The 11,907-nt window shown below is 60.0% G+C and carries 9 protein-coding genes; 4 read left to right on the top strand and 5 right to left on the bottom strand.

The features are described from left to right. The first annotated feature begins 200 nt into the window (after positions 1-200). Complete coding sequence (locus LG30_RS0103665; protein ID WP_033129357.1) at positions 201-776, top strand: LON peptidase substrate-binding domain-containing protein; 576 nt, start codon at positions 201-203, stop codon at positions 774-776. Between the two features lie 243 nt (positions 777-1,019). Here LG30_RS0103665 and LG30_RS0103660 read toward each other — a convergent pair whose 3' ends face one another. Further along, a complete protein-coding gene (locus LG30_RS0103660) occupies positions 1,020-3,101 on the bottom strand; it encodes a hybrid sensor histidine kinase/response regulator (protein WP_033129356.1) in 2,082 nt (693 codons plus the stop codon). 18 nt (positions 3,102-3,119) lie between these two features. After that, positions 3,120-4,304 carry an FIST signal transduction protein gene (locus LG30_RS0103655; protein WP_033129355.1) on the bottom strand — a complete coding sequence of 395 codons (1,185 nt, stop codon included), beginning with the start codon at positions 4,302-4,304 and terminating at the stop codon, positions 3,120-3,122. A 110-nt stretch (positions 4,305-4,414) separates the two neighbouring features. On the opposite strand from LG30_RS0103655, the gene LG30_RS0103650 reads away from it, so the two are divergent. Beyond that, positions 4,415-5,338: a gluconeogenesis factor YvcK family protein gene (locus tag LG30_RS0103650; protein ID WP_033129354.1), complete on the top strand. Its 924-nt coding sequence runs from the start codon at positions 4,415-4,417 to the stop codon at positions 5,336-5,338. A gap of 14 nt (positions 5,339-5,352) precedes the next feature. Here the strand turns inward: LG30_RS0103650 and LG30_RS0103645 are convergent, their stop codons facing one another. The 3 genes from LG30_RS0103645 to lpcA form a co-directional block, all read right to left on the bottom strand. Then, positions 5,353-5,688, bottom strand: a complete 336-nt coding sequence (locus tag LG30_RS0103645) for an Hpt domain-containing protein (protein ID WP_033129353.1) — start codon at positions 5,686-5,688, stop codon at positions 5,353-5,355. A 299-nt stretch (positions 5,689-5,987) separates the two neighbouring features. Beyond that, positions 5,988-6,785 (bottom strand): class II glutamine amidotransferase, encoded by a 798-nt coding sequence (locus LG30_RS0103640; protein ID WP_033129352.1) that lies wholly within the window; start codon positions 6,783-6,785, stop codon positions 5,988-5,990. 116 nt (positions 6,786-6,901) lie between these two features. Further along, on the bottom strand, positions 6,902-7,480 hold the full coding sequence (gene lpcA, locus LG30_RS0103635) for a D-sedoheptulose 7-phosphate isomerase (RefSeq protein ID WP_033129351.1): 579 nt from the start codon (positions 7,478-7,480) through the stop codon (positions 6,902-6,904). Positions 7,481-7,739: 259 nt separating this feature from the next. Here lpcA and fadE point away from each other — a divergent pair, with 259 nt between their 5' ends. Both fadE and LG30_RS0103625 read left to right on the top strand, forming a co-directional pair. Beyond that, positions 7,740-10,196 carry an acyl-CoA dehydrogenase FadE gene (fadE, locus tag LG30_RS0103630; protein ID WP_033129350.1) on the top strand — a complete coding sequence of 819 codons (2,457 nt, stop codon included), beginning with the start codon at positions 7,740-7,742 and terminating at the stop codon, positions 10,194-10,196. A gap of 176 nt (positions 10,197-10,372) precedes the next feature. Continuing rightward, positions 10,373-11,890, top strand: coding sequence for an HD domain-containing phosphohydrolase (locus tag LG30_RS0103625; protein WP_033129349.1), 1,518 nt, complete (start codon positions 10,373-10,375; stop codon positions 11,888-11,890). Positions 11,891-11,907 lie beyond the last annotated feature (17 nt).

Below are 11,907 nucleotides of genomic sequence, written 5' to 3'. Positions count from 1 at the left end.
ATGTTCGAGCCCCTTAAAACTCATCTGTATCCCACCACGGATCATCGTGAAACCAAAAAATATTGGCCCAATAACCAATTGATTTTAAATACAAATTAATATCAATTCTCCTTCGATGGCTCCGACGGACCGTTTTCTCCATCCTCTGGCACAGTCACTGCATTGTCATATTCAGATGCGACTTATTCGGAGGATGGAACATGAAACTTCAACCCTTGGCACTGTTCCCCTTGCCCTCACACATACTGCCGGGCGGAAAACTCCCCCTGCGCCTGTTCGAGCCGCGCCACCTGCAGATGCTCAAGGAGTCGTTCATCGACGACCGAGGCTTTGGCATCGTCATGGAAGAGACGACCAGCACGGGTGCGTGCGGACGGATCCTGCCGGTTGGTACCCGGGTCAAGGTGACGGATTTTTATACCCTCAACGATGGCCTGCTCGGGGTCACTGTGCTCGGTCTGGAACGATTTTCCATTCACGAAATGGAGACTGACGAGACAGGTTTGCGCCATGCCCGGGTAGAAACACTGCCCAACTGGCCGAGTGCCCACTCGGATTTCAGCGACAAGCAATTGGTAAGCAGATTGAGGGAGGTGTTTGAACAATATCCTGAACTGGATGAGCTCTATCCGGACAAGCAGTTTGACGATGCGGCATGGCTCTGCCAACGCTGGCTCGAGATCCTGCCCATGCCGATTTATGAAAAGCAGATGCTGATTGCCAAACAAAACAGTGAAGCGGCGCGCCAGTTCTTGCGCCGACTGATCGCACAGTGAGTCAATGTGTGTTTTGCAAAATGCGAAAAATCTTATAATGAAAACACCGATTTCGCATTTTGCAACGAGCAGATGACGATAAATAAGTCATCACTCAGCTACACGCCACAAAAACAGGGTATTAAAAGTTGGCACGGATTTTTCATATAGAAGTGTACAACCCGATTTATCCCGTGCTCTCTTCAGTATTTGCTGAAGAATTGGTCAACCACCAGGTTGACCATTTTTTTATCTGAAATCCGCTCAGCTGGCCCCACAATGACGTAACAGACAGTTGCGCAGGCGCATCAGGCTGATGGGTTTGGCCAGAAAATCATTCATCCCCTGCCCCAGGCAACGCGCCCTGTCCTCCGTCATCGCATTGGCCGTCAAGGCCACTATCGGCACCTCACACCCCATTTCACGCAAGCGACGGGTCGCCTCCAACCCATCCATCTGCGGCATTCGCATGTCCATCAGTATAAGATCGGGTCGTCGCTCGCCGACCTGTGCCAACGCCTCCAAGCCATTGACCGCCAATCTCACTTGGCACGCCAGTTTCTGCAGCATGAGCGATACCACCAGCTGATTGACCGAGCTGTCCTCCACCACCAGTACATCCAGATCCAGCATGGAGAGTTCATCGTTGGCTGGACTGGCAAGCTCAGCGCCAGGCGCCGCCATGCCGGGCAGCTCGAACCAGAAGCAACTGCCTTGCCCAAGGCGGCTTTGCAGGCAAATCTCGCCCCCCATCAATTGCACCAACCGCCGGCTGATGGCAAGCCCGAGCCCGGATCCGGAGAAGCGGCGGGTGGCCGAGCTGTCGACCTGATAAAACGGCTCGAACAACAACGCCTGATCCTCGGGCGAGATGCCTATCCCCGTGTCGGTCACCGAGACCCTCAGCCGTTCATCCTGCCACCCCAGCGCCAGCTGCACCTGACCGGCGGCGGTAAACTTCACCGCGTTGCCGAGCAGGTTGCCGATCACCTGGGATAAACGGACTGCGTCACCCTGCAACTGACTCGGCAAGCTCTCATCCAGTAGCCAATGCAACCGGATGCCCTTGGCGTGAGCTTGTTCCTGCAAGGGCTCCACCAACGCCTGACACAGCCGGGCGGGTTGAAACGGTTCGCAGTGCAGTGCCAGGGTGTGAGATTCAATCTTCGAGAAGTCGAGCACATCATCGATGATGGTTTGCAGCAGATGTGCCGAGTGGGTGGCATGGCCTAGCAAGGCCTGCTGCGGCGTCTCGAGCCGCCCATATTGCAGCAGATCCAGCATCCCAAGCACCGCATTCATGGGAGAGCGGATCTCGTGGGTCATCATGGCCAGAAACTGTGACTTGGCGCGGTTGGCCGTCTCGGCCTCGTCCCTCGCGCGTGCCAGCTCCTGCTCCCGGCGGATCTGATTGCCTATCTCCCGGGCCGTGCCCCGATAACCGATGAAGGTGCCGCTGGTATCGAAACAAGGTTCGGCGTTGATCTCCATCCAGCAGGGCCCGCTGGCCAGGGTCACCTGGGCGCGTATCGCCCGTACGGGCAGATGGCGAGTGATCAGGTGCCGGTACTTGCACCACTCGGGATCCTGTTTGTCCTGGGCAAAGTCATGGAGGCTGCGACCGGTTTGGCGGATGAGCACCTCCCCCTGGTAGCCCGGGGCTGACACATAGCTGAGTCGATGCTCGGGATCCGTCTCCCAGAACCAGTCGGACGCCATCGCGGCGAAACTGCGAAAGCGCTGCTCGCTCGCCTGCAGCGCCAGGGTCTTGAGGTCGACCTGCTCTTGCAGGCGGGCCCGATAGGCGATGTTGACCAACGCCTGGGAAATAAGGGGGCGGCAACGCTGCATCGCCGCCTTGCTCTTGAGATCGAAGGTGCCCGTCGCACCATGGCGGCAGATGAGGACGCCGGAGAAACCGGGAGCCTGCAGACCCGTCATCATGACGCTGGCCCAGCCCGCAGTGCCCGCCAGGGGGGCGAGTTCCGGCAACTGGCTCGGATCATAGATGACCAGGGTTTCTCCTGCGATAGCGCGGGAGAAGAGAGGCGTCAGCGACCAGGGGCGCCCCACCTCGTCGGGCTGAGTGCTCAGATGGGTGGTACCGTTCGCGACGCCCCAGGCCACCACATCCGCCTGTTCGAAGCCGATGAAAGGCTTGAGCGCCAGGATGAGGCTATCCAGCACCTGCTCCAGGCTCTGGGCCTCTGCCAGTGTCGCCACTCCGCACAGCAAGGCTTGCGACTCCTGGCGGTATTTAGCCTCCCGCTCCCGACAACGCACCAGCTCCACCAGGGTGGTCTGCAGCTTGTCACCCAGCGCTTCGAGTTCGCTATTGCCTATCATCTTGTGTTCGGTACCTTATCAACTATCGAGGAAGATGACGCTCGACACCATGAGGTTGCCATGGGCCAGCTCACCATGGGGCAAACGTCCCTGCTCGCCGAAGGTAAAGGCAGTAATGAAGGGGATCTCCCCCAACCTGTCACGAAACTGGTCGACGACATCGTTCAGACTCTCTCCCAATGCCAGCCGACAGCCGGCGCAGAAGACCACCAGCGCCCCGAAGGGCTGCACGTTGCCCACCATGCCATATTCAGGCTCGATCCGCACCGCGTTCAGGCTACGCTGCAACAAGCCTTCCTGGCTGCTGTGCATCAATTGCAAGCGCTCCCCCAGCCGGGTCTCGGTAAAGAGGCGCAACCCTTCCCGCTCGGTCACGGCCTCGGGATGAGAGAGTTTGTAATAAGGCATGTCATCGAGCATGCCGACCTGACGGGCCAGCGGGGAGAGGGTGGTCTCCCTCAGGATGGGGCCCACCCGCCAGGGTGCCTCGCGTTTGGTCCAGCGGGCATACACCCGGGCCGCCGGCTCGTGATCTATGGTCAGCACCTCGCGCCCATCGAGCGCGGTGATGATGCCATGCCGCTCGGTGGGCACATAACCGGAATGAAACTGGAAGGCCAACTGACAATCCGGATAGAGCACAGCCAGCACGCACCCCTGCTGACCCTCTCCCTCACTCCAGCACAACTGCCAGTCACCGGTCACTCCATCATCTGCCGCCGAGCCGCCGACGACGGGAACCGTCGCGCCGAACTCTGCCTCGATCCCCGCCAACATGGCCTCTTCCAGCCCAGGGCTGGTATGCAGCAGGATGAGTTGCGGTAACTCGCCCGGGCGGCCACCATCGGCGATGGCGCTGCGCAGCAACTGGCGCACATCCGGCGTCGCTCCAATCTGACCCGCCACACCGTAGTCCCCCCTGTCGTCATAGAGTGCAGCAACGGCCAGGCTCCAGCCAAGCCGGGCATGGTAGCCGGCCTGGGTCAGGATCCCGCCGCAGGAGCTGCAGCCCAGCAGGCGGGCATCGGGAAAGTGGGCCTTGAGCGCATGCCGCAGTACCGCAGCATCGTGAGCTTGGGTAAAATAGACCAGCAACAATGAAGGAGAGCGAGGTGATTGAGCGAGCAGCCGTTCAGCTATCTGTTGGGCGGCCAGCAATGTCGTCTCTGCAAGAGAGTGAGCCGTCAGGAAGTTCAACACCATCTCCTCGTGGTATGTGATGCTCCTAGTAAGCAAAAATCATACCCTTATCAAACAATTACCTGGCTGCGTTGACTAGAATGATACTCACTGGCCTCCCACAGGATGACTGCATGTGGCAGAAAAATATCACTCACTTTGACCGAGTCGTCGCCATCGGCGGCGGACACGGCATGGGTCGGGTACTCTCTTCCCTCTCGTTTTTAGGGCCCAGGCTGACCGGCATCGTCACCACGACGGATGACGGCGGTTCGACCGGACGCCTGCGCAAGAGCCAGGAGTGCATTGCTTGGGGAGATCTGCGCAACTGCCTCAATCAGCTGGTGACCGACCCCGGCATCGGCAGCCTGCTGTTCGAATACCGCTTCACGGGCCGTGGCGAGCTGGCGGGCCACAATCTCGGCAACCTGATGCTGCTAGCCCTCGACAATCTCTGTGTCCGTCCCCTCGATGCCATCAGGCTCATCAGCGACATGCTGAAGATAGAGCCTCAGCTACTGCCCATGTCCGAACATCCCACCGATCTGTGCGCCCACACCCTGTGCGGCGACCAGATCCTGGGGGAAGTCTCCATCGATCGGCTCACCACGCCTCCCCGCGCCTTGAGCTTGAACCCGGCAGTGCCGGCCACCAGGGAAGCCGTCGAGGCCCTGGCTCATGCCGACATCATCATTCTGGGGCCAGGTAGCTTCCTCACCTCCGTCATGCCTCCCCTGCTGCTCTGTGACATCGCCGAGGCCATCCGCAACAGCGGGGCCATCGTCGTCTTCATCGGTAATCTGGTAGCAGAAGAGGGACCCGCCGGTCAGCTAACGCTGCTTAACCAGTATCGCTGGCTGGAGGAGAGGATCGGCAGCGGTCGGGTCGATGCCATCCTGGCCCCCGAAGGCCCAGCCATTCCCGAGCTGGCCCATTGTCTTATCCAGGCCAGTCTGGGTGAGGTTGCCCTGCCCCATCGACACGATCGCCTCAAACTCAAGCAGGCGCTGGACGAAGTGATCCAGCGCTGGCACATCGCCCGCGACAAGGCGGGGTAAATCCGCCCACAAGCTCAGTGATAGCGGGCCAGATGGGAAAAAACCTGCGGCAGGGAATGCTCGAGTTGGGCCAGCCGCTGGCCGGCGTCTTCTGCATCTTCCCGCCGGCAAGCGAGCTCCAGCGCTATCACCTGTCGGTAGCTGGGCTCGGCACCATAACTGCCGCATGAAGATTTCATGCTGTGGGCAAGGCGTGCCAGGGCGCTCCAGTCCCGCTGCTCAAACAGCGGCCTGAGCTGGGCAAGTTGCGCCCCCACCTCCTCGACAAAGACCGAGATGACCACTGGCATCATCTCGTGACCTATGTCCTCTGCCAGTTGTCGCAGCACCTTCTGATCCAGCCACTCCATCTTTTTTCCTTTGATGGTATCCAAACAGAACACAATATAGCCGATAAGCCCGCTTGCTGTCATCCGCCCTTGCGGGGAAGACGGGGCCGTTCGGCTGCCTCAACGCATCATAGTGTGAGCCAGTTCAAGTTCTCGAAAAGTCGACATATCGGGATGGGATTTAAATGTTGCAACAAAATTAACATTTAAATAACAATGCAAGTCATGAGAATGATGCGGCTCAGCAACACCTCTCTTATCCCTTTTTGCCTGTATGGCTGCTGCGAAGAACCAGGGTAGGATTCTACCCTGGTATTTTTTTATGCCTGAGCCAGCAACTTGGCCGAGTTGCCATATTCCAGTTCACCCAAGCGGAACAGGCAAAATTCCCCTGGCATCATCTTTACCCAGCTTTCATTGCCGGTGAGCGGCCGGGTCGCGACCAAGGTCACCACATCATTTGGCGTCGTCTCGCTCTGAAAATCGATGGCCACGTCCTCATCCAGCAGGCTGGCCTCACCAAAGGGAGCCCGACGGGTCAGCCAGTAGAGGTTGTTGCTGCAATAGGTCATCACGAATTCCCCATCCGACAGCAACATGTTGAACACCCCCAGCGTGCGCAGCTCCTCGCACAGACTCGCCAGATGGCGGAACATGGCGGGGAAATTGGTCGGGCGTTTGGGGTATTTCTGCTCAAGCTGGCCAAGCAGCCAGCAGAAGGCATGCTCGCTGTCGGTGTCCCCCACCGGACGGTGGCGCCCGGTCGGCAACCGCTTGTAGCCGGTCAGCTGGCCGTTATGGGCAAAGGTCCAGTAGCGTCCCCACAGCTCGCGGGTGAACGGATGGGTGTTCTCCAGCGACACGCAGCCACGGTTCGCCTGCCGGATGTGGCTGACCACGGCGCGGCTCTTGATGGGTAACGCCTGCACCAGCTTGGCGATGGGAGACTGGGCGCTGGGCTCGGGATCCTTGAAGGTGCGAAAACCTCGCCCCTCGTAGAAGGTGATCCCCCAGCCATCCTTGTGGGGGCCTGTCTTGCCGCCCCGCAGCATCAGCCCGGTAAAACTGAAGCAGATGTCGGTCGGCACATTGGCACTCATGCCGAGCAGTTCGCACATATCCCCTCCACTGCCTGAATCACTTGGGCATTTTTCAATCGGCGCACTCGACGACTTGGGGAGCATCGACATCGGTCGCCCGACCTGGCAGTCCCCAGCCGACAGAGCGTTCTAAATTACTTGGCCATTTCTTTCTCGACCAGCTGGATCAGGATATGGATCACCTTGATGTGTATTTCCTGAATGCGGTCGGCATAGCCAAAATGCGGCACCCGGATCTCGACGTCCGCCAGACCGGCCATCTTGCCACCGTCCTTGCCGGTCAGCGCGATCACCTTCATGCCTTTGGCATGGGCGGCCTCGATGGCCTTGAGAATGTTGCCGGAGTTGCCGCTGGTGGAGATGCCGAGCAGCACGTCGCCACGACGACCGACCGCTTCCACATAGCGGGAGAACACATAGTCATAGCCGAAGTCATTGGAGACACAGGAGAGGTGGCTCGGATCCGAGATGGCGATGCCGGCATAACCGGGACGGTTCTCGCGATAACGGCCGGTCAGCTCTTCGGCAAAGTGCATGGCATCACAGTGGGAGCCACCGTTGCCACAGGAGAGTACCTTGCCTTCCTGTTTGAAGGAGTCGGCCAGCAGGCGAGCGGCCGCTTCGATGTTCTTCAGGTTCTGCTCATCGGCCAGGAATGCCTGGAGCACGGTGGCAGCTTCGGTCAATTCATTGCGGATAAGTTCTTGGTACATGGCGTCTGATGTCTCTTTGTATCGTCCAACATAGGGTCGGCTCATTGTCGCACAAGCCAATCTCGCCGTCGCCCCCCTGCCCGCCAAGATGCCCCCGCGAGACGTTAGGCCGATCACGGCCTCAAGGTAACGAGCTTGTAAACAGCTTGATAAGTTTGTGCACATGAATTACAACTGGGGCCACATCCAACAGGTCAGACCTCTGGATCAGTTAACCCACTCTCCACACAATTTCGGCAACTCATGCAAGGAGCGAAAAATGACGACGACCCTCACTCTGCTCGGAGTGATCCTGGTGATCGGCGCCATGGCTTATCGCCGGGCGTCTCTGTTCACCTCCACGCTGGCCACGGCGGCCGCATTGGTCATAGGTGCCTTCTATGGCCAGGTCCCCCTGTTGATCTGGGTACTCTTCGCCCTGGTTGCCATCCCGTTGAATCTGGTGGAGTTTCGCCGTAATCAACTGACCAGACCCCTGTTCAAGATCTACAAGTCCATCATGCCGGAGATGTCTCGTACCGAGAAAGAGGCCATCGAGGCGGGCACCACCTGGTGGGAAGCCGACCTCTTTGCCGGCAACCCGAACTGGAAAAAGCTGCACGCCATTCCGGTCAGCACCCTCAGCGCCGAGGAACAGGCCTTCATGGATGGCCCGGTCGAAGAAGTCTGTCGCATGGTCGACGACTGGGAAGTGACCCACGAGCGCGCCGATCTCTCCCCCGAGGTATGGCAATACCTGAAGGACCACAAGTTCTTCGCCATGATCATCAAGAAGAAGTACGGTGGCCTGGAATTTTCCGCCTATGCCCAGTCCTGCGTGCTGCAAAAGCTGTGCGGCGCCAGCGCCGTGCTCGCCTCCACCGTCGGCGTGCCCAACTCCTTAGGGCCGGGCGAGCTGCTGCAACACTACGGCACCGAGGAGCAAAAGGACCACTACCTGCCGCGTCTGGCGATTGGCAAGGAGATCCCCTGTTTCGCCCTGACCAGCCCGGAAGCGGGTTCGGATGCGGGCTCCATCCCGGACTTCGGCATCGTCTGCAAGGGCGAATGGGAAGGGGAAGAGGTGCTCGGCATGCGCCTGACCTGGAACAAGCGCTACATCACGCTCGCCCCCATTGCCACCGTGCTGGGACTGGCGTTCAAGTTGCGTGACCCGGATCACCTGCTGGGTGAAGAAATCGATCTCGGCATCACCTGCGCCCTGATCCCGACTCACATCAAGGGAGTCGAGATTGGCCGCCGTCACTTCCCGCTCAACGTGCCGTTCCAGAACGGTCCGACCCGCGGTGAAGAGGTGTTCGTGCCGCTCGACTTCATCATCGGCGGCCCGGCCATGGCCGGCCAGGGCTGGCGCATGCTGGTGGAGTGTCTGTCGGTCGGCCGCGGTATCACCCTGCCCTCCAACAGCACAGGCGGCGTCAAGATGCTGGCCCTGGCGAGCGGCGCCTACAGCCGCATTCGCCGCCAGTTCAAGCTGCCCATCGGCAAGATGGAGGGGATCGAAGAGCCGCTCGCTCGCCTGGGTGGCAACGCCTACATCATGGGGGCCGCCGCCAAGCTGACGGTCACCGGCATCGATCTGGGGGAGAAACCCTCGGTCATCTCCGCCATCGTCAAGTACCACCTCACCGACCGTGCCCAGAAGTGCGTCATCGATGCCATGGACATCCACGGTGGCAAGGCGATCTGCATGGGCCCGAACAACTACCTGGCTCGCGGCTATCAGGGCGCCCCCATCGCGGTGACCGTCGAGGGGGCCAACATCCTGACCCGCAGCATGATCATCTACGGTCAAGGCGCCATCCGCTGCCATCCCTATGTGTTGCCGGAGATGCTGGCCGCCAGCCACCCGGACAAGGAAGTGGCGCTCAAGGAGTTCGACAAGGCGATGTTCAGCCACGTCGGCTTCGCCATCAGCAACCTGGTGCGCAGCTTCTGGCTGGGCCTGACCGGCGCCAAGCTGGCGGCGGCGCCGTTCAAGGACCAGACCAAGGGCTACTATCAGCAGCTGACCCGTCTCTCCGCCAACCTCGCCTTCCTGTCCGACATGGCGATGGGCACCCTGGGCGGCGAGCTCAAGCGCAAGGAGCGGGTCTCCGCCCGTCTCGGCGACGTGCTGAGCCAGCTCTATCTGGCCTCCAGCGCCCTCAAGCGCTATCAGGACGAGGGTCGCCAGCAGGCGGATCTGCCGCTGCTGCACTGGGCACTGCAAGATGCCATGTTCAAGGCGCAGGAAGCGATCGATGAGTTGCTGCGCAACTTCCCGAACCGCTGGATTGGGCTGGCCCTGCGCGTCATAGTGCTGCCGCTGGGTCGGGATCTGAAACGTCCGAGCGACAAGCTGGACCAGCAAGTCGCCCGTCTGCTGCAGACCCCGAGTGCCACCCGCAGTCGTCTGGCCGAAGGGCAGTACCTCACCCGCGAGGAGGGCAATCCCTTCGGCCTGCTGGAGCAGGCGCTCGAAGACGTGCTGGCCGCCGAGCCGCTGTTCGAGAAGATCTGCAAGGCAGACGGTCGCAAGCGCCCCTTCACCCAGTTGGACAAGGTCGCCGACGAGGGGTTGGCGCTGGGGGTCATCAACCCGGCCGAGGCCGAGCTGCTGCGCCGTGCCGAGCAGAGCCGTCTGCAGACCATCAACGTCGATGACTTCGACCCCATCGATCTCGTCGCCAACAAGTCGCTGTTCGAGCCATCTGCCTATCACAGAGCAGCCTGAGTCCGACCCTGAGCAGTAAAACGCCTCCCTCGTGGAGGCGTTTTTTATGCCTGAATCACTCGTGCTACCGAGGCGAAAAAAGAGACGCCAGCTGGATCAAATTTTGTAAATCTATCCGTTTCCTATCTTTAATGAAGCAGTTAAGGTATGCACAGGATCACAAACAGGATTGCATAATGGATGATCAAATCCTGATTATTGACGACGACGATCTGCCCCTGCCCGTATCGCGACAAGCCGGCTGGAAGGTGATGATTGTGGATGATGAGCCGGAAGTGCACCGCATCACCAAGATCACCCTGAGCAAATTTGAATTCGACGGCAAGCCCATTGATTTTCTGCACGCCTATTCGGCCGCCGAGGCCAAGGCACTGCTCGCCACGACCTCGGATCTCGCCTTGCTGCTGCTCGATGTGGTCATGGAGGCTGATGACGCCGGTCTCGAGGTGGTGAAGTTCGTACGCGACGAGCTGCAAAACAAGATGGTGCGCATCGTACTGCGGACCGGCCAGCCCGGTCAGGCACCGGAGGATGACGTCGTCACCAACTACGACATCAACGACTACAAAGACAAGACCGAGCTCACCTCCCAGAAGTTGCGCACCCTGCTGCGCGCCAGCCTGCGCTCCTACCGGGATATCCGCACCCTGGAGAGCAATCGACAGGGACTGGAGAAGGTCATAGAGGCGTCCAAGGGGATCTTCGAGCAGCGGGCACTGCGTCAGTTCGTCGAGGGGGCCCAGACCCAGCTCAGCGCCCTGCTCAATCTGGAAGACTCCCAGATCTACGATGTGAAGCACCTGGCCTACGAGGTCCGGGATCAGGAGCTCGAACCCCTGCTCAGCGATGAGCCGCCCCTGCGACTGAGCGAGGCACCCGTCATTCTGCGTCACGCCATGACCAGGGGTGCCAACGTCTACGACGGCAACCAGATGGTGCTCTACTGCCAGAATGCCCGCCACCACCTGCTGTTCCACATCGAAACTTTCCGCCCCCTCAACCAGATGGACACAGGCCTGCTGAGTCTGTTTACCGAGAACATCATAGTGGCGCTGGAAAACATCCGGCTCAACGAGGTCATCGGCGACAACCAGCGCGAGATCATCTACCGCATCGGTGAACTGGTGGAAACCCGCTCCAAGGAATCCGGCCTGCACGTCAAGCGGGTGGCACTCTATACCGAGCTGTTCTGCCAGCTGCTCGGCATGAACGAGGAGCGCTGCGAACTCATCAAACGCGCCTCTCCCCTGCACGACATCGGCAAAGTGGGGATCCCGGATGCCATCTTGCACAAGCCGGGCAAGCTCACACCGGAAGAGTGGGAGATCATGAAGACCCACGCGCAATTGGGGCAGGACATGCTCTCCGGCAGCGATCTGGCGCTGTTCCAGATAGGCGCCACCATCGCCGGCAGCCACCATGAGAAATGGAATGGCAGCGGCTATCCCCGCGGGCTCCGGGGCGAGGCCATCCCGCTGGAGGGGCGGATAGTCGCGCTGGCCGACGTGTTCGATGCCCTGGGATCGGATCGCTGCTACAAGCAGGCCTGGCCGCTGGACCGCGTGCTGGAGCTTATCGAAACCGAACGGGGTCAGCACTTCGACCCGCAGCTGGTGACGCTGATGCTGGCCAATCTGGACAAGTTTCTCGACATCCGCGAACAGCACAAGGACATCTATATAGGTGCGCACTGAGCCGCCCTGGTGCTGGT

The organism is Aeromonas aquatica (assembly GCF_000764655.1).
Lineage (GTDB): Bacteria > Pseudomonadota > Gammaproteobacteria > Enterobacterales > Aeromonadaceae > Aeromonas > Aeromonas aquatica.
Note: the sequence above shows the minus strand (reverse complement) of the source record. Positions and strands in the feature narration are given on the sequence as shown.

Bases quoted from the DNA above. Each gene is read 5' to 3' on its own strand.
- LG30_RS0103665 (WP_033129357.1), top strand. From the start codon at position 201: ATGAAACTTCAACCCTTGGCACTGTTCCCCTTGCCCTCACACATACTG.
- fadE (WP_033129350.1), top strand. From the start codon at position 7,740: ATGACGACGACCCTCACTCTGCTCGGAGTGATCCTGGTGATCGGCGCC.
- LG30_RS0103655 (WP_033129355.1), bottom strand. From the start codon at position 4,304: ATGGTGTTGAACTTCCTGACGGCTCACTCTCTTGCAGAGACGACATTG.
- LG30_RS0103645 (WP_033129353.1), bottom strand. From the start codon at position 5,688: ATGGAGTGGCTGGATCAGAAGGTGCTGCGACAACTGGCAGAGGACATA.
- lpcA (WP_033129351.1), bottom strand. From the start codon at position 7,480: ATGTACCAAGAACTTATCCGCAATGAATTGACCGAAGCTGCCACCGTG.
- LG30_RS0103625 (WP_033129349.1), top strand. From the start codon at position 10,373: ATGGATGATCAAATCCTGATTATTGACGACGACGATCTGCCCCTGCCC.
- LG30_RS0103660 (WP_033129356.1), bottom strand. From the start codon at position 3,101: ATGATAGGCAATAGCGAACTCGAAGCGCTGGGTGACAAGCTGCAGACC.
- LG30_RS0103640 (WP_033129352.1), bottom strand. From the start codon at position 6,785: ATGTGCGAACTGCTCGGCATGAGTGCCAATGTGCCGACCGACATCTGC.
- LG30_RS0103650 (WP_033129354.1), top strand. From the start codon at position 4,415: ATGTGGCAGAAAAATATCACTCACTTTGACCGAGTCGTCGCCATCGGC.